16 protein-coding genes are annotated in these 17,793 nt (G+C 67.3%); 11 read left to right on the top strand and 5 right to left on the bottom strand.

The window, feature by feature from the left end:
* Window positions 1-37 precede the first annotated feature (37 nt).
* The 3 genes from ABD260_RS19010 (at window position 38) to ABD260_RS19000 (ending at window position 2,771) form a co-directional block, all read left to right on the top strand.
* Window positions 38-937 carry an ABC transporter permease gene (locus ABD260_RS19010; protein ID WP_344234930.1) on the top strand — a complete coding sequence of 300 codons (900 nt, stop codon included), beginning with the start codon at window positions 38-40 and terminating at the stop codon, window positions 935-937.
* Window positions 924-1,682 carry an ABC transporter ATP-binding protein gene (locus tag ABD260_RS19005; protein WP_344234929.1) on the top strand — a complete coding sequence of 253 codons (759 nt, stop codon included), beginning with the start codon at window positions 924-926 and terminating at the stop codon, window positions 1,680-1,682. The genes ABD260_RS19010 and ABD260_RS19005 overlap by 14 nt, the downstream gene beginning before the upstream one ends.
* A gap of 150 nt (window positions 1,683-1,832) precedes the next feature.
* The gene (locus ABD260_RS19000) at window positions 1,833-2,771 is read left to right on the top strand and encodes a type IV toxin-antitoxin system AbiEi family antitoxin domain-containing protein (RefSeq protein WP_344234928.1); all 939 of its coding nucleotides are present in this window, start codon (window positions 1,833-1,835) and stop codon (window positions 2,769-2,771) included.
* A gap of 78 nt (window positions 2,772-2,849) precedes the next feature.
* Here the strand turns inward: ABD260_RS19000 and ABD260_RS18995 are convergent, their stop codons facing one another.
* Both ABD260_RS18995 and ABD260_RS18990 read right to left on the bottom strand, forming a co-directional pair.
* The gene (locus ABD260_RS18995) at window positions 2,850-3,854 is read right to left on the bottom strand and encodes a glycosyltransferase family 2 protein (protein WP_425553353.1); all 1,005 of its coding nucleotides are present in this window, start codon (window positions 3,852-3,854) and stop codon (window positions 2,850-2,852) included.
* Window positions 3,855-3,860: 6 nt separating this feature from the next.
* A complete protein-coding gene (locus ABD260_RS18990) occupies window positions 3,861-5,345 on the bottom strand; it encodes an LCP family protein (RefSeq protein WP_344234927.1) in 1,485 nt (494 codons plus the stop codon).
* A 258-nt stretch (window positions 5,346-5,603) separates the two neighbouring features.
* Between ABD260_RS18990 and ABD260_RS18985 the strand changes: the two genes are divergently transcribed.
* From ABD260_RS18985 to galE, 3 genes are all read left to right on the top strand, one after another.
* Window positions 5,604-6,467 carry a S1 family peptidase gene (locus ABD260_RS18985; protein ID WP_344234926.1) on the top strand — a complete coding sequence of 288 codons (864 nt, stop codon included), beginning with the start codon at window positions 5,604-5,606 and terminating at the stop codon, window positions 6,465-6,467.
* A 42-nt stretch (window positions 6,468-6,509) separates the two neighbouring features.
* Window positions 6,510-8,588 (top strand): spermine/spermidine synthase domain-containing protein, encoded by a 2,079-nt coding sequence (locus ABD260_RS18980; protein ID WP_344234925.1) that lies wholly within the window; start codon window positions 6,510-6,512, stop codon window positions 8,586-8,588.
* Window positions 8,589-8,651: 63 nt separating this feature from the next.
* On the top strand, window positions 8,652-9,608 hold the full coding sequence (gene galE / locus ABD260_RS18975) for a UDP-glucose 4-epimerase GalE (protein ID WP_344234924.1): 957 nt from the start codon (window positions 8,652-8,654) through the stop codon (window positions 9,606-9,608).
* A 1-nt stretch (window position 9,609) separates the two neighbouring features.
* Here galE and ABD260_RS18970 read toward each other — a convergent pair whose 3' ends face one another.
* Both ABD260_RS18970 and ABD260_RS18965 read right to left on the bottom strand, forming a co-directional pair.
* Complete coding sequence (locus ABD260_RS18970) at window positions 9,610-10,389, bottom strand: SDR family NAD(P)-dependent oxidoreductase (RefSeq protein WP_344234923.1); 780 nt, start codon at window positions 10,387-10,389, stop codon at window positions 9,610-9,612.
* A 1-nt stretch (window position 10,390) separates the two neighbouring features.
* On the bottom strand, window positions 10,391-11,083 hold the full coding sequence (locus ABD260_RS18965; protein ID WP_344234922.1) for a TIGR03089 family protein: 693 nt from the start codon (window positions 11,081-11,083) through the stop codon (window positions 10,391-10,393).
* 68 nt (window positions 11,084-11,151) lie between these two features.
* Here ABD260_RS18965 and ABD260_RS18960 point away from each other — a divergent pair, with 68 nt between their 5' ends.
* The 5 genes from ABD260_RS18960 (at window position 11,152) to ABD260_RS18940 (ending at window position 16,466) form a co-directional block, all read left to right on the top strand.
* Window positions 11,152-11,472, top strand: a complete 321-nt coding sequence (locus tag ABD260_RS18960; RefSeq protein WP_344234921.1) for a twin-arginine translocase TatA/TatE family subunit — start codon at window positions 11,152-11,154, stop codon at window positions 11,470-11,472.
* A gap of 167 nt (window positions 11,473-11,639) precedes the next feature.
* Entirely contained in the window at window positions 11,640-12,977 is a 1,338-nt protein-coding gene (locus tag ABD260_RS18955; RefSeq protein ID WP_344234920.1) for a hemolysin family protein, read from the top strand.
* A gap of 46 nt (window positions 12,978-13,023) precedes the next feature.
* Entirely contained in the window at window positions 13,024-14,142 is a 1,119-nt protein-coding gene (locus tag ABD260_RS18950) for a hemolysin family protein (protein WP_344234919.1), read from the top strand.
* Window positions 14,143-14,271: 129 nt separating this feature from the next.
* Window positions 14,272-15,360 carry an NAD(+)/NADH kinase gene (locus ABD260_RS18945; RefSeq protein WP_344234918.1) on the top strand — a complete coding sequence of 363 codons (1,089 nt, stop codon included), beginning with the start codon at window positions 14,272-14,274 and terminating at the stop codon, window positions 15,358-15,360.
* Window positions 15,361-15,371: 11 nt separating this feature from the next.
* Entirely contained in the window at window positions 15,372-16,466 is a 1,095-nt protein-coding gene (locus ABD260_RS18940; protein ID WP_344234917.1) for a mannose-1-phosphate guanylyltransferase, read from the top strand.
* 644 nt (window positions 16,467-17,110) lie between these two features.
* On the opposite strand, the gene ABD260_RS18935 is transcribed toward ABD260_RS18940, so the two are convergent.
* Window positions 17,111-17,776, bottom strand: coding sequence for a thioredoxin-like domain-containing protein (locus ABD260_RS18935; protein ID WP_344234916.1), 666 nt, complete (start codon window positions 17,774-17,776; stop codon window positions 17,111-17,113).
* Between the last annotated feature and the right edge of the window lie 17 nt (window positions 17,777-17,793).

Below are 17,793 nucleotides of genomic sequence, written 5' to 3'. Positions count from 1 at the left end.
GTCATGGGGAGATCACGGTGCGCAGTAGATTGGCGCAATGCCGACCGCCGCAGAGCCGACCGGGGTGGACAGCCCCGCACAGCCGGCAGCGCTGGCCGAACGTTACGGACTCTCCAAGAGCTCGATCCGCCCGTCGCTCAGTACGTACCTGAGTGAGCTGTGGAGCCGTCGTCAGTTCGTCCTCAGCTACGCCACCGCACGCACCTACGCCATGTACGCCGGCGCCCGGCTGGGCTCGGTCTGGCAGGTGCTGACACCGTTGCTCAACGCCGCGGTGTACTACCTCGCCTTCGGGGTGCTGCTCGGCACCCGGAACGGGATCGACAACTACGTCGCGTTCCTGCTCAGCGGGATCTTCGTGTTCACGTTCACCCAGCGCTGCATGACCGAGGGTTCGCGTTCGCTCGCCCTGAACCTGTCGCTGATCCGGACGCTGCATTTCCCCCGCGCGACGCTCCCGCTCGCGTACGTGCTGAACGAGCTGAACCAGATGATGGTGTCGATGGCGATCCTGTTCGCCGTCGTCGGGTTCACCGACGGGCCGGCCTGGCGCTGGTTCCTGGTGGTGCCGGCGATGCTGCTGCAGGTGATGTTCAACATCGGCATCACGCTGGTCTTCGCCCGGATCGGTACGTTCGTCTCGGACATCAGTCAGCTGCTGCCGTTCATCACGCGGACCTGGCTGTACGCGTCGGGGATCTTCTTCTCGCTGCCGTACAAGCTGTCCCAGCTGCACGCGCCGGGCTGGGTGGTGCAGGTGCTCGCGTTCAACCCGATCTCGGCGTACATCGACATCATCCGGCGGTCGCTGCTGCAGGAGCACCAGAAGAACCAGCTCCCGCACGCGTGGACGATCGCGATCGTCTGGTCCTTCCTGATGCTTGCCGTCGGGTTCGTGTACTTCTGGCGGGCGGAGGACCGGTATGGACGCGGCTGAACCCACTGTCATCGCCGACAACCTGGACATCATCTACAAGGTGATCGCCGGGCAGGGCGGCAAAGGTACGGCGGCGACCGCGCTGCGGCGGATCATCAAGCGCCAGGACCGGCCGACGATCCGCGAAGTGCATGCGGTCAAGAAGGTCAGCTTCACGGCGTACAAAGGTGATGCGATCGGCGTCATCGGCCGCAACGGCTCCGGCAAGTCGACCATGCTGCGGGCGATCGCCGGGCTGCTCCCGCCGGCGTCCGGAGCCGTGTACACCGGTGGGCGCCCGTCGTTGCTCGGCGTCAACGCCGCGATGATGAACGACCTGACCGGCGACCGGAACGTGGTGCTCGGCTGCCTGGCGATGGGCATGTCCGCGGCCGAGGTCGACCGCCGGTACGACGAGATCGTCGAGTTCTCCGGCATCGGCGACTTCATCGACCTGCCGATGTCGACGTACTCGTCCGGTATGCAGGCGCGGCTGAAGTTCGCGATCGCGTCCGCGAAGACCCACGACATCCTGCTGGTCGACGAGGCCCTCGCCACCGGCGACGCCGAGTTCCGCGTCCGCTCCGAACGCAAGATCAAAGAACTCCGCGACCAGGCCGGCACCGTCTTCCTGGTCAGCCACAGCCTCGACGTGGTCCAGGAAACCTGCAACCGAGCCCTCTGGCTGGACGCCGGCACCCTAAAACAAGACGGCCCAGTCGACGAGGTAATCGCCGCCTACATCGCCTCCACCCGCACCGGCTAGCCGCTTGGTTATCCACCCGTCTTGTGGGTTCTCCACCGGTATGCGAGTGGAGAACCCACAAGACGGGTGGATATCCGCTCGCGTGGAGTTGTCCACAGGTGGGCGGAAAACCAGGCCTGGGGTGGCGGCGGGGCGGTGGATGCTTGGCGGGTGAATCAGCGGCTCAGGGTGATTGCTCAGCAGCAGGGTGGTGTTTTCAGTCGCCGCCAGGCGCTTGCCAGTGGGTGCACTCACGACCAGATCGCGCGGCGCTTGCGGGACGGTCGGTGGGAGCAGATCCGGCGCGGTCAGTACGCGGAACTGCTCGACCTGGCTGCTTTGCCGCCGTGGGAGCGCGACCGCTTGAAGCACCTCCGTCAGGTGCACGCGGTGGTGAACGCGATCCGCCCGGGTCGTGTCGCCGTCAGCCATCAGTCGGCGTTGGTACTGCATGGGATGCCGGTCTGGGGCCTCGACCTCGGCCGCGTACACATCACCCGGCTGGACGGGCGATCCGGTGGGGTGGTGGCCGGCGTACAGCATCACCTCGGCGTGCTGACCGAGGCGGATGTGTGCGTGGTTGACGGCCTGCTCGTGACGAGCGTGGCGCGTGCGAGCCTGGAGTCGGCGTGTACGGCGTCGTTCGAGGTGGGTGTGATCGGCGTTGATACTGCACTTCGCGCCGGCCGGCTTGGGGAGGGCCAGGTACGGCGGCTGCTGTCAGTGATGGCGTACTGGCCTGGGTCCGCCGCGGCCCGGAAAGCGCTGGAATTCGGGAACGGTCTGTCCGAGTCGGTCGGTGAGTCACGCATGCGGGTGCTGATGTACGAGCACGGGCTGCCGCGACCGCGGTTGCAGACCGAGTACCGCGACCGTTTCGGACTCGTCGGCCGGGTCGACTTCGACTTCGAGGGGTACGACACTGCTGTCGAGTTCGACGGCGCGTTGAAGTACGGCGGTGGATCGCCCGACGTACTGGTCCGGGAGAAGCGGCGCGAGGACCGCCTCCGCGCGCTCGGGCTCACCGTCATCCGCACCGACTGGACCGACTTCGACCACCCCGCCCAGCTGGCCACCAACATGCTCCGCGTCCTCAACCGCCGCCGCTGAGGAGCCTCTCTACCGTTGTTGTGGGTTCTCCACTCGCATACCGGTGGAGAACCCACAACAAGAGTGGATATCCAGGCGTCAGACCGCTTTGGGGCGTTCGCGGAGGCCGACCAGGAAGCCTAGGCCCCAGGAGACGTGCATGGTGGCGCAGACCAGGGGCATCCAGAAGAGGGCTTTCCAGGGGAGGTAGCGGCCTTCCATGGCTGAGCCGCAGATGAGGAGGAGGGCGTAGCCGAGGGGGGCGATGAAGCCCAGGTCCAGCCAGCTGATGCCGGTGGCCAGGCCGATGATGCCCAGGACGGTGCCTACGACCAGGCCGATGACCGCGACCGGCGGCGCCAGGTAGCGCTTGCTGGCGGTTTCGGGGTGGCGGCGGATGACCTCGCGGCGCCACTGGCCGGTGTGGAAGAACTGCTTGGCGACGGCGGACAGCGACGACCGTGGCCGGTATGTCACGGACAGGTCCGGACTGAACCAGATCAGGCCGCCGGTCTTCCGGATGCGGTAGTTCAGCTCCCAGTCCTGGGCGCGGTGCATGGTTTCGTCGAAGCCGCCGACCCGTTCCAGCGCGGCCCGCCGGAAGACGCCCAGGTACACGGTGTCGGCTGGTCCGGCCTTGCCGCCCTGGTGGAAGGTGGACGCGCCGAGCCCGAGCCGGGAGCGGTACGCGCAGGCGACCGCCATTTCGGTCGGCGTCCGGCCCTCGGCGGCCATCACGCCACCGACGTTGTCCGCGCCGCTCTCGTCCAGCACCTCGACCGCGCGGGTGATGTACCCGTCGGTGAGCGCGCCGTGCCCGTCGACCCGGACCAGGATGTCGTGCTTGGCGTGCGCGATGCCGACGTTCAGCGCGGCCGGGGTCTTGCCGGTCGGGTTCGGGACGATGGTGATCCGGTGGTCCTTCTCGGCCAGTTTGGCCGCGATCTCCTCGGTCCGGTCCTTGCTCGGGCCGATCGCCAGCACGACTTCGAGCGCACCCGGGTAGTCCTGCTCGAGGACACGGCCGACCGCCTCTTCGAGGTGGCGTTCCTCGTTCAGCACGGGCATCACGACGGAGACGGGTGGCCAGGGGGACAGCGGCATATCAGGTCAGGCCTTACAGATCGAGGCGACGTCGTCGACGCCGGCGGCGGGTGTTGTCGGGGTGGCGGAGGGCTTCTTGGTACTGCTCGGCTTCTTGCTCGTACTGCTGCTCGGGTGGCTGGCGGTACTACTCGGAGTGTTCGAGGTCTTACCGTCTCCTCCCGAGCCGCCCTTGTCCAGCGCTTCCGACTTCGCAATCGCCTCCGCGACCTTGGCCCGGATCACCGCGAAGTCCGGGTTGCTGGTGTGGATCAGCGGTGGGACCGCGGAGAAGCTTGACACCGGCAGCTTCTTCGCGTCCAGCGCGAGGTCCGTGAAGGTACCGAGCTGACCGGCCGGGATATCGGTCTTGACCACTTCCTTGCTGGCCGACGCGATCCCCTGGAACTTGGTGATCACGGTCTGTGGCGACAGCTGGTTCAGCATCGCCGACATCACGCACTTCTGCCGCGCCATCCGGGCGTAGTCCGACGAGTCGGCCCGGGACCGGGCGAACCAGAGCGCGTGGTACCCGTCCAGGTGCTGGTTCTTGCCGGCCTCGATGTAGCCCTTGATCGGCGAACTGCCGCCACCGATCGGTACCCGCCGGCCGATGTCCAAGGTGATGCCGCCGACCGCGTTGAGCAGGTCGCGGAAGCCGGCCAGGTCGATCAGGACGAAGTAGTTGATCTTCAGCCCGGTGGTCGCCTCGATGGCCTGCATGGTCGCGGTTTCACCGGGATTCGGATCGCCGGGGAACAGGTCCTTGTGGCTGGTCGCCCACGTGTACACGCCGTTCAGCCAGCAGTTCGGGGTGCAGTTCTTCCACTGGAAGCCGTCCGGGAACTGCTTCGCCATCGCCGTACCCGCCGGGAACGGCACTTTGGAGAGGTTCCGGGGCAGCCCGACCAGGACCGTACGGCCGGTGTCGGCGTTGATACTGGCCACCGTCATGCTGTCCGGGCGGGTGCCGATCCGGTCCGCGCCGGAGTCGCCGCCCATCAGCAGCACGTTGTAGCGGCCCTTCTCGGCCTTCGACGAGTGCCCGCTGCCGAACACGCTGGCGACGAAGTCACGCTGGGTGTTCACGAACACGCTGGCGTAGATCAGCGCGCTGACGACGACGAAGATCAGCGCGCCGTCGAGGATGCTGGTCATCAGCCGGTGGTTCCGCTCCAGCGTCAGCGGCTGCGCGATCCGGTACGCGTCGATGAACAGCGCGGCCCAGCCGACGGCGAGCAGGATCAGCAGCACCTGGACGAGCCGCAGCGTGCCCGGCTGGGCCAGGAAGTTGATCGTGCCGGCCCGCCAGATCAGCGCGAGTACGACCAGGAAGACGATGATCGCGATCAGGCCGGCGACGACCCGCCAGGCCCACCGGCCGGCCCGCTTGCTCCCGGCCACGATCTGGGCCGATCCGGGCAGGATCAGCGTCATCAACAGCAGCGTCAGCGCCCGCTTGAACCGGACCGGTTCGCGGAGATTGCGCAGGTCTGGCTTCTCCTGCGGCATGACATCCTTCCGTTCTCCACCGGCGGGCTCATGCCGACCGTACCTTGTCCTGCACCGTCACCCGGTACGACGTGCCGGGCGGGGAGATGGTTCGGGCGGAGGCGGATTCGGAGACGAAGAGTAGCAGCCCGGGTACGGAGCGCAGGAAAACCCCTGCACTGACCCTGTGGACAGCCGCTTTGATCGAGTTGTGATGGTCGCCGCCGGATGAATGCGTTACGAAGTCCTCCAAGTACAACCAGTGAGGAAACCGCCCCCATGAAACTCTTCAGTACGCTGCTGGCCGCCGCCGCGGTCGCGTCCACCACCCTCCTCGGCAGCACCGCCGCCCAGGCCGCGCCGACGCCTGTTGCCGAAGCACCGGCCGCCGCGCCAGGTGCCGATTTCACCGGGATCGCCGCGCTCAGCAACTGCTCCGCGTCCCTGGTCCGGTATGCGGAGTCCGCCGCCACCGACAAGGCGTTGGTACTCACCAACGGGCACTGCTACGAAGGCGGGTTCCTGCAACCCGGCCAAGTACTCGTGAACACCGCGTCGTCGCGGTCGATCACGTTGCTCAAACCCGATGCGAGCCGAGCCGGTACGGTCCGCGCCGAGAAGATCTTGTTCGGCACGATGACCAAGACCGACATGATCGTGTACCAGGTCAACGAGACGTACGCCTCGATCAAGACGCGCTTGAACGTGACGCCGCTGACGCTGGCCAAGCAGGGGCCGGCCGACGGCGCGGGCATGGCGGTCGTGTCGGGGTACTGGAAACGGATCTACACGTGTTCGGTGCAGGCGACGATTCCGCAACTGCGGGAGGGTGACTGGACTTGGCAGAGTTCGATCAAGTACCGGCAGCCGGGGTGCGAGACGATCGGGGGTACGTCCGGATCGCCCGTGGTGAGTACCGCTACCGGTGAGGTGATCGGGGTGAACAACACCGGCAATGAAGATGGTGAGCGGTGCACGGTGAACAACCCTTGTGAGGTTGATGCCAATGGCAACGTGACGGTCGAGAAGGGCGCTGCGTACGGTCAGCAGACGTGGTGGTTGTACACCTGTTTGACCGCTACTCGATCAATCGATTTGAACAAGACCGGTTGCCAACTGCCCAAGCCGGCTCGTCGGCGTTGAGAGTGTGACGTGTAGCACTTGGTTCCGGTAACGTCGCGCCGCATGGCTGTCGACTCCGCTACTGACCGCGTTGTACCGACCAGTTGGCCGAGCCCGTTCGGAGTACGGACGCGGCTGATCGCGGCCAGTGCACTGATGCTCTTCACCGAGCTCGCGCTGATCCGCTGGACCGGTTCCAACGTCGTCCACCTGAGTTACTTCTCGAACTTCGTCCTGCTCGGCTCGTTCCTCGGGATCGGCATCGGTGTCCTCCGGTCCAGCCGGGCGAAGCGGTTGCCGTACTACTCGCCGATCATGCTCGGCCTGCTGGTCCTGGTGATCGCCTGGAAGCCGGTCACCGTCGATCGGGGCAGTTCGTCGAGCGTCATCTACTTCACCAGCCTGAACACCACCGGGCCGCCGGTCTGGGTGATCCTGCCGATCATCTTCGTCGCGGCCGCGGTGGTGCTGGCCGGTCCGGCCGAGCTGGTCGGACGGTGCTTCGCCGAACTGCCACGACTGACCGCGTACCGGTTCGACCTGGTCGGCAGCCTGATCGGGATCGCGTCGTTCACCGCGCTGTCGTTCCTGGGCGCGCCGCCGATCTGGTGGGGCCTGGTGGTCACCGTGGTGTTCGGGTTGCTGATGATTCCGGCCGTCGGCCGCCGCGCGGTCGCGGTCGGGCTGAGCGCGGCGATGGTGCTGTCGCCGCTGATCGTGATGCTGGGCATCCTCTTCCACGAGTCGACCCGCCCGGAGAACAGTTGGTCGCCGTACTACAAGGTGCAGACGCAGCAGTACACCTGGGAAGGTGTGCCGCTGCTGACGATCAAGGTGAACGGCGTACCGCACCAGCAGGCGATCCCGGCGGACGCGCGGCTGCAGTGGGAGCCGCAGTACGGCCTGCCGTACGAGCGGGCGAATGCCGGCAAGAAGCCGAAGAACGTCCTGATCATCGGTGCCGGTTCTGGCTCCGACGTCGCGATCGCGCTGAAGAAGGGCGCGGAGCATGTGGACGCGGTCGAGATCGATCCGCGGATCCGTGATCTCGGCAAGGCGCTGCACCCGGATCACCCGTACCAGGACCCGCGGGTGACCTCGCACATCGACGACGGCCGCGCGTACCTGTCCCGGACGGACAAGAAGTACGACCTGATCCTGCTGGCGCTGCCGGACTCGCTGACGCTGGTGAACGGTGCGAGTTCGTTGCGGCTGGAGAGCTACCTGTTCACCAAGCAGGCGTTCGAGTCCGCGAAGGAGCACCTGAACCCGGGCGGCGCGTTCGCGATGTACAACTACTACCGCGAGGGCTGGCTGATCGACCGGCTCGCGTCGACGGCGCAGGTGGCCTTCGGGCACAAGCCGTGCGTGGACAAGATCGGCGACGGTCTGCAGCAGGCCGTGGTGACGGTCGGACTGACCGAGCAGGACCAGACCTGTGGGGCGGCCTGGGCCGGTGCGTCCGCGAACACCCCGCCGCCGGCCACTGACAACCGGCCGTTCCTCTACTTGTTCACGGACCGGATTCCCAGCTTGTACCTGATCACCATCGGACTGATCCTGGTCGCCGGTCTGGTAGCGGTCGGTATCGCGGGCGGCGGCTCCTCGTACCGGCGGATGCGCCCGTACGCGGACCTGTTCTTGCTGGGCGCGGGCTTCATGCTGCTGGAGACGAAGAGCATCACCGGCTTCGCGCTGCTGTTCGGCACGACCTGGGTGGTCAACGCGATCGTGTTCGCCGGCGTACTGGTGGCGGTGCTCGCCGCGGTCGAAGTGACGAGGCGGTTCAAGACACCACCGATCAAGGTGATGTTCGCGGTGCTGTTCGGCGGGCTGGCCCTGTCCTGGGTGTTCCCGGACAGTTGGCTGCTCGGGATGCCGGTCGGTTTGCGGGCAGTCGTCGCCGTACTGATCGCGTTCCTGCCGATCTTCGCCGCGAACGTGATCTTCGCGAAACGCTTCACCGACACCGCCGACGGCACCGCCTCGTTCGGCGCCAACCTCCTCGGCGCGATGCTCGGCGGCTGCCTGGAGTACGCGGCCCTGATCATCGGCTTCCACGGCCTGCTGATCATCGCCGCCCTGCTCTACGTCGGCGCGTTCCTGCTGACACCCAAGATCCGTCAAGTCACGCGGCAGTAGGTCTGGTACAGATTCGGCCCGCCCGGGCCAGGTTGGCTGGCCCGGGATGGCAGGATCGGTGGCATGACTTGGCTTGTGACCGGTGGTGCGGGGTATATCGGGGCGCATGTGGTGCGGGCGTTCCGCGACGGTGGGATCGACGTGGTCGTGATCGACGACCTGTCGAGCGGCAAGGCGGAGTTCGTACCGGACGGGGTGCCGTTCGTACGGGCCAATCTGCTGGACGGCGCGGCCGTGCGGCAGGCGTTGGACGGGGTCACGGGCGTCGTGCACTTGGCCGGGTTCAAGTACGCCGGGGTGTCGGTGGAGCGGCCGCTGCACACGTACACGCAGAACGTGACGGCGATGGTGTCGTTGCTGGAGGCGATGGCGGAGAAGGGCGTACGCAACATCGTCTTCTCCTCCAGCGCCGGCGTGTACGGAACGCCGACCGAAGAGGTGGTGACCGAGGCGACCCGGCCCGCGCCGGAATCCCCGTACGGTGAGTCGAAGCTGATCGGCGAGTGGCTGCTCCGCGACCAAGCCGCCGCGACGGAGCTGCACCACACCGCGCTGCGCTACTTCAACGTGGTCGGCTCGGGCGATCCGGCGGTGTACGACGCGAGCCCGTACAACCTGTTCCCGATCGTCTGCAACCTGCTGACCCAGGGAAAGGTGCCGCAGATCTACGGCACCGATCACCCGACCCCGGACGGTACGTCGGTGAAGGACTACGTGCACGTGGCCGATCTGGCCCGAGCGCATGTCGCCGCGGCCCGCGCGCTCGAGGCGGGTACGGTGCTGGAGCCGGTGTACAACCTGGGCAGCGGCACCGGCACATCCGTCCGCGAGATCATGGATGCCGCGCGCCGGGTGACCGGGATCGACTTCACGCCAGGCGAAGCCCCGCGCCGGCCGGGCGACCCGTCCCGGGTGGTCGCGAACGGCGATCTGGCCGCCCGCGACCTCGACTGGAAGAACACCTACACGGTCGACGAGATGTTCGCCACCGCGTGGGAAGCCTGGCCAACTGCTTCTTGAGCTAGTACTCCTTCTTGAAGTAGCCGGATGTTCCGAGGTCCATCCCGCCTGGCCCGGTGAGGATGCCGCCCTCGACCGGAAGGGTGTGCCCGGTGATCCAGGACGCGTCGGCGGAGGCCAGGAACGCGACCGCGGCGGCGATGTCCTCGGGCTCACCGACCCGGCCGAGCGGGTACAGCTTCGAGAACCGCTCCAGGGTGCCCGGCTGGTGGTCCCAGACCGGCGTCCGAATGGTGCCCGGGGCAACGACATTGAAGCGGACGCCGAGTTCGCCGTACCGGGCCGCGTAGTTGACGCTCATCGCGATCTGGCCGGCCTTCGCGGCGGCGTACTCGATGTTGCCGAAGGCACCGATCCCGTTCACCGAACTGATCGTCACCACGTTGCCGCGGTGCTTCACCAGCTGCGGCAGCGCGGCCTGGATGCAGCGCGAGGCGCCGATCAGGGTCAGGTCCAGCTGGGCCTGCCACAGCTCGTCGGGGGTGTCCTCGGGCGGCGGCGCACTGAGGCACCCACCGGCGTTGTTCACCACCACGTCCAGCCGGCCGAACCGCTCGACCGCGGCCGCGACCGCCGCATCGATGTCGGCGCGGTTCGTCACGTCCATCCGGATGGCCAAAGCCTGCGGACCGATTTCGGTCGCGAGCGCGCCGAGCTTGTCCTCCTGCAGATCCGTGACCACCACGGCCGCGCCCTCGTCCGCGAGCCGCCGCGCGACGGCCGCCCCGATGCCCTGCGCCGCCGCCGTGACCAGCGCGACCTTCCCCTCGAATCGCCGCACGCTACCCCTCCGCCAGTTGACTCAGCACCCGATCGACCTTCTCGTCCGCGACCCGGCGCTCCAGTTTGCTCTGATCCAGGTTGCGGCAGAGCACGATCGAACCACCTCCGGAGATCACGCCGACGAGCAGCGCCAGTCCGTCCCGGTCGGTCAGGGTCCGGGTGACGAGGATCCGGTCCCGGACGGGTTCCGCCGTACTGATCAGGTCCTCGTGGGTGAGTTCGTCGTACGCGGGTGAGGCGGAGGTCGGCGGGTCGAACGGGACGAAGACGTCGGGGTGGTTGTAGACCTCCGCGCCGAAGTCGTGCACACCGTCCGGCAACGGTTCGCGGAAGCGGCCGCCGAGGGGGAGCAGCGCGGAGGCGATCGTTTCGCGGTCGCCGCGGATCGGTACGTCCGGGCCGGTGATCGCGAGCGTGCCCGTACCGCTGGTCAGGGCCGCGCCGGCCGACCAGGTGGAGAGCGCCCAGACGACGCCCAGCCAGTGCGGTGGGAGGCCGATCGCGACCGTTTCGCCGGTTTCCAGGTCGTACTCGTCGACCAGCAGGTTCGCGGTTTTGGCGACCCAGTTCGCCGTGGTGACCGCGCTGAGCTCGATCCGTTCGCCGCTCGCGTCGTCGTAGTGGGTCAGGAACGGGGCGCCGCCGTCGCGCCGGACCGCGGCCGCGAACAGCTCGGGCAGGATTCGTGACATATGACCCACCCTACGGTTCCGGGCGCGGCGTACCTTGGACAGTGAATCCGCTCGGAAGAAGGCTTGTCATGGTGGTACAGCTCGCGCTGCCCGAAGGCGGCGAATGGATCGTCATCCTGGTCATCGTGGTTCTGCTGTTCGGCGCGAAAAAGCTCCCCGAACTGACCAAGAACGCGGCCCGGGCGATGAAAGAGTTCGAAAAGGCCCGCAACGGCGACGACGAGCAACCAGCCCAGGTAACAGCCCAGCCCCAGCCCCAGCCGGTTCAGCAGCAGCCGGGGCAAGCGGTTCAGCAGCCGGTGCAGTCGCAGGACTCGGTGCAGTCGGCTCCGACCACTCCGCCGGTGCAGTCCGGTTCGGAGCCGCCGGAGGCGTCCACTCCCCGGTAAGGGAGTCACCGGTGTTTGGTTAGGTTAGCCTAACCTCCTGTGACCATGCGACGGCCGAGCGTGGCGACGCCGAGCGGGTGAAGTGGTACACCCAGGCGACCGAGCGGGCCCTGGACGCGACCGACCCCGCCGTACTGCGGGAGCTGGAGTTCTCATAGGGTTTGCTCATGTTGATCCTGGCCGGCCTGGGCCTGATCCTGGTGCTGACCGTTGCTACCGGCTACTTCGTCTCCCAAGAATTCGCCTACGTCGCCGTCGACCGAAGCCGGCTGCGGACGCTCGCCGAGGAGGGAAATGCCTCGGCCGCCCGCGCGCTGAAGGTCACCGCCCGGCTGTCGTTCATGCTGTCCGGCGCGCAGGTGGGTATCACCATCACCGCGCTGCTGGCCGGTTACTTCGCCGAGCCGTACCTGGGCGAGGGCCTGGAGCACCTGATGGGTGGCGCCGGCGTGCCGGAAGCCGTCAGCCGGTCGCTGTCGGTGGTGCTGGCGTTGCTGCTGGCAACAATCATCCAGATGGTGCTCGGTGAGCTGGCCCCCAAGAACCTGTCGATCGCGAAGGCCGAGGCGGTCGCGCTCCGGCTGGCGCGCTCGACTTTGTGGTACTTGACCATCGCCGGCCCGCTGATCCACTTGTTCGACTCGGCATCGAACCGGATCTTGCGCCGGGTCGGAATTGAGCCGGTCGAGGAACTGCCCCAGGGCGCGACCCCGCAGGAGCTGGACAGAATCATCGAGACCTCGTACGAACAAGGTCTGCTCGACCAGGACACGATGCGGCTCCTGGATCGCGGCCTGGACTTCCGCGGCCGGACCGCCGGGGAGGCGATGGTCCCGCGCGTGGACGTGATCACGATGCATCGCGACGAACCGCTGACGCGGGTGGTCGAGCTGCAGGACACCGGGCACTCCCGGTTCCCGGTGGTCGGGGACACGGTGGACGAGGTGATCGGCGTCGTCGGGATCGGCGAGGTCGTCGAGCTCGAGCCGGCTGACCGGTCCTCCATTGCTGTCGGTACGTTGGCGTCGCCGCCGGTGGTCGTACCGACGACATTGCCGCTGCCCGCCGTACTGGAACGGCTCCGGACCGCGCGCCGGCAACTCGCGATCGTCGTCGACGAGTACGGCGGGTTCGCCGGAATCGTGTCGCTGGAGGACATCGCGGAGGAACTGGTCGGCGAGATCCGCGACGAGGACGATCTGCCTGAGACCGGTCTGGTGCAAGGTGGCGACGGTTCGTGGGTCGTACCGGCTCGTTGGCGGCTCGACGAGGTCGCGGAGGCGACCGGGGTGCAGTTGCCGGAGAGCGATGACTACGAAACCGTGTCCGGGTTGGTGATGGCGCGACTCGGCCGGATCCCGGCGATCGGCGACACGCTCGTACTGGACCTGCCGTCGCGGATCGACCACGACGGGAAGCCGGTTCCGGAGGAGTTCGTCCGGCTGACCGTACAGACCATCGAACGCCGCGTACCCGAGATCGTCCTGATGGAGCGGATCGCATGAGTACGACCTTGGCGTTGACCGGGTTCTTCGTGGTGGAGCGGATCGCATGAGTACGACGCTGGCATTGATCATTTCTGTTGTGCTGCTGGCGCTGAACGGGTTCTTCGTGGCGGCTGAGTTCGCGCTGGTTGCGTCCAAGCGGCACCGGCTGGAGGAGCTGGCCGCGTCTGGCAGCCGCTCGGCGCGATCCGCGATCGCCGGTGTCAGCGAGCTGTCGTTGATGCTCGCCGGCGCTCAGCTCGGCATCACGTTGTGCACGCTGGGTCTGGGTTCGCTGAGCGAGCCCGCGATCGCGCATTTGCTGCACCCGCTGTTCGAGCTCGCACACATCCCCGAGGGCGTCGGGCACGTGATCGCGCTGATCATCGCGGTCGGCGGTATCGGTCTGCTGCACGTCCTGCTCGGCGAAATGGCGCCGAAGTCGTGGGCGATCAGCAACCCGGAGCGGGCGGCGCTGATCCTCGCGATGCCGTTCCGCGGGTTCACGTACGTGTTCCGCCCGCTGCTCAGCATGCTCAACTGGATCGCCAACCTGTGCATCCGGCTGGTCGGCGTCACACCACAGAACGAGATCGCCAACGCCCACGGTCCGGACGAGCTGCGCCTGCTGATCGAGTCGTCCCGCGAGCACGGCACGCTGGAAGAACCCGAACACGAGCTCCTCACCGCGATGCTCGCGCTGCAGAACACCACGGTCGGCCAGGTGATGACCCCGATCGCCCAGCTGTCCACGGTCCCCACCACCGCCACCGCCCGCGAAATCGAAAAAACCAGCCGCCGGGAAGGCCACTCACGGCTCGCCGTGGTCCGCATCCACCCCGAGACCCCAGACCAGTCGCCCGGAGACGCCGCGGGCGCTGGAGGTTCGCTGTCGAAGTCGATCTGCGGCATCGTGCACGTACGCGACGCGGCTCGGGCGACGACGGCCGGTGACACCGCCAGCCGGGCGTCCGACCTGATGATGCCGGCGCTCGAGCTCGGCGACCGCACCCCGGTGGCGACCGCGATCCGCACCATGCGCGCGGAACGCTCCCAGCTCGCCGTCGTCTGCGGCGGCGACACCGCGATCGGCGTCGTAGCCCTCGAAGACCTCCTCGAAGAAGTCATCGGCGAATTCGACGACGAAACCGACCCCATCATCACCGCCGCCCGCCCCACCCCCTAACCCCGCACCCGCGCGTGCGTCGCCTGCCAGGGGCCGGCTTTGGGAAGGTGCTGTGTGTTTCCGGCGCTGGTTTTGCGCGGTGGCTTCTCAAAGGTGGGGGGTTACGGTGGGGTGGGCGCGGTTGTTCGCGTGGGTGATGGGAGTGGTGTGGTGGTGGTTCGGCGGTTGGGGTTGGTGGTGCATCAGGGGCGCGCGGTGGCGGTGGAGACCGCGGGCACGGTGCGGAAGTGGGCGGCGGACCACGGGATCCGGTGCACCGACATCGACGTCTGGCAGGACCATCAGGAACGCCGCGGCGGGACCGACGAACTGCACCATGCCGGTGATCCGGATCTGGTCGTCACGCTCGGCGGGGACGGTACGTTCCTGCGCGGCGCCCGGATCGCGGCGAAGAACAACGCGGCCGTACTCGGGGTCGACCTCGGCAAAGTCGGTTTCCTGACCGAGGTGGCGTGCCGCGATGTGGAGGCCGCGCTGGAGGCGGTGCATCACGGCGGCGCGACGTACGAAGAACGGATGACGCTGACGATGCGCGCATCCCGTCCGTTGGAGATCCCGGCCGGGATCGAGTCGTTGCTGCGGTACGGGCACGGTCCGGCGTTGCCGCCGCCACCCGTACGCCACGAGATGGCCGAAGGCGACGGCTGGGGGATGGCGCTCGACGTCACCGCGCTGAACGACGTGGTGGTGGAGAAGCTGGCGCGGGACCACCAGGTCGCGTTGGGCGTGTACCTGTCGGGGCGATTGCTCGCGTCGTACTCCGCCGATGCCGTGATCGTCGCGACGCCGACCGGTTCCACCGCGTACAGCTTCGCGGCCGGCGGACCGGTCTTGTCGCCGAACACCGAGGCGATCGTATTCACTCCGGTCGCGCCGCACATGACCTTCAACCGTACGGTTGTCGCCGCTCCGGACGAGCCGATCGCACTGCGCGTACTGCCGCACTCCGGCCAAGCCGCAGTCAGCATCGACGGGCAGCTGCGCGGCGTACTGGACCCAGGCGACTGGATCAGCGTGTACGGCTCGCCGCACCGCCTGCGCCTGGTCCGCCTGCAGCCGACCGACTTCTACGGCCGGCTGCGCGACCGCTTCAGGCTCCAGGACGCACCGGCAACCGCACTCGACGGCCAGTCCGACCTGTTCTGGCCGGTGAAGTCGCCGGTGCCCCCGGACCTCCAGCACCTGCGGCTTCCGCCACCAGTTGGTGACGACCGGTAGGGTTTCTCCTCATGCGAAACGTGGTGATCCTGGCGGGTGGTTCGGGTACGCGGTTGTGGCCGATGTCGCGGGACGACCGGCCGAAGCAGGTCCTTCCGCTGGCAGCAGGGCAGTCGCTGCTGCGGGTGGCGTACAACCGGTTGAGCGGTCTCGTCGACCCGGACAACATCTACGTGTGCACAGTCGGCGCGTACACGGATGTCGTCCGCAAGGAACTACCTGAGCTCGGCGAACACAACATCATCGGCGAACCGGCCCGGCGCGACACCGCGAACGCGGTCGGCCTGGCGTCCGCGGTGGTGGCCCGCAACGATCCGGACGCGGTGGTTGCCTTTGTCGGTTCGGACCATTTGATCAGCCCCGAGGACGAGTTCCGGGCCGCGATCGAGCACGGCTTCGAGGTGGTCGAGGCGCGCGGGCGGTCGCTGGTGACGTTCGGGATCGAGCCGACGCATCCGCATACGGGGCTTGGGTACATCGAGCGGGGCGCGGCGCTTGAGGGTACGAACGCATTCGTCGTGGATCGTTTCCGCGAGAAGCCGGACCGGGCGACCGCCGAGGAGTACTTGGCCACCGGGCGGTTCTGGTGGAACTCCGGGATGTTCGTCTGGCGGGCGTCGACGGTGCTGAACGTACTCGACACACTGTTGCCGGAGTCGGCAGCTCAATTGCGTGAGGTGGCTGCGGTTTGGGACACGCCCGCGCGGGACGCGACGTTGGCGGAGATCTACCCGGGTCTGCGCAAGATCAGCGTCGACTACGCGGTGATGGAACCGGCTTCCCAGGGCAAGGTGGACGCCGATGTGGTTGTCGTGCCGATGCCGGTGCATTGGCTGGATGTCGGGTCGTGGGCGGCGCTTGCCGATACGTACGAGGCCGATCCGGACGGGAACCGCACCGACAGCAGCACACTGAGCTGCCTGCTCGACTCACACGACAACATCATCGTGACCGACGACCCCGACCATTTGGTGGCTGCTGTCGGGCTGCGAAGCCACATCATCGTGCACACCCAGGACGTGACGATGGTCTGCCCACTATCGGACGGCGAACGCGTCAAGGACCTAGTGGCCCAGGTCCAATCCGACCACGCCAACTACATCTAATCCGCCCTCACCCGGCTTCCACCCGCCTGACAGGTGGTGCGTGCTATCGCGCGCTCCGTGCGCATGTTGCGCTAAGCGCGCGCTCCTCGCGCTAAGCGCGCGTTGTGGTGCTGCGCGTTCCTTGCGCTAGTGCGCGTTGTGGTGCTGGCGTGCGCTCCGTGTGCGGCTGTGGACTGCACTGCGGGTGCTGGCGCGTGCTCCATGCGCTGCTGCTGATGGGTGAGTGGGGATCTCCAGGCGATCACAATCCGGGCTCCGCCGGGGTGTGAGCGGGGGAGGCCGGTTTCGGGTGAGGTTGTGGTGGCCTGGGGATCCGCATTCGCACGTGCCGCGAGCGCTGCCGCGCGATGTGTCGTTCATCGCGGGGGACGTGCGCCGAGCTGCCCAACAAGGGGTTGACCCCTGAAATGAAGGGTTGCCCCCTGAGAATTTGAGGGGGCAACCCACCAGCTCAGGGGGCAAGGACCGGTCACGGGCGAGCAACCGCTCACCGAATGGGTGGTTTCGGTGGATCGCCCGGTGGCTCGCGACTCGTTGGCGATAGCTGAAATCTGGCGCGATAGCGGTCGTCCGGACGAAGAGCAGGCGGTGACGGAGGAGCCGGGTGTAGCGGCGCGTGGGGCTCCTCCATCGCCTGCGGGCGGTCAGCCGCCGTTGGGTTCCTGGGCGTCTGCGGCTGGGTACTTTTCCATGAACTGTTTCAGGGCGTCGCCGCTGACCGAGCCGCAGAATTGGCGGTGGCCGAAGGACTTCTGGGCGGAGTCGGGGGCGCTCCAGTGGGCGAAGGCGATGTTCTTTCCGTCCGGCCAGCCCTTGCCCTCGTCTTGTTTGAAGGGGGCCGCGATGAACTTCCCGACCGACGTGTCCGGCAGTTTCGACTTGGAGATCTTTTCGATCTGGTCGATCTGGTCCTGCGGCAGGGTGTCCTTGTACCAAAGGATCGTGTAGCCGTGCTCCAGGTTGTGGACCAGGTTCTCCACCGGCGGGCGGTCGCTCATCGAGTAGAACTTCTTGTCGAAGGGCGCCCAGACCGCGTAGTGCGGGCCGGAGGAAGGGGGCGACACCGCGTACGCGATCTTTTCGCCGTCGGGGCGGTGGTCCTGGGTGCCGCCGCCTTCGTCGTTGGTGACCGGGTCGCAGGACGCCGAGCCGGCGGCGACGCCGAAGTCGGTGAGCGCCTGGTTCTTGGTCCGGGAGTCCTGGATCAGCTTGATCGCCGGGTAGGCGATGATGGCCAGGCCGACCACGATGGAGCACACCACGATCAGGATCGTGCGGCGGCGGTCCGAGCGGACCTGTTCGCGCTGCATTTTCTCGATCATTTCGC

The organism is Kribbella hippodromi (assembly GCF_039531045.1).
GTDB classification, from domain to species: domain Bacteria; phylum Actinomycetota; class Actinomycetes; order Propionibacteriales; family Kribbellaceae; genus Kribbella; species Kribbella hippodromi.
This window is presented reverse-complemented; position numbering and strand designations above follow the sequence as displayed.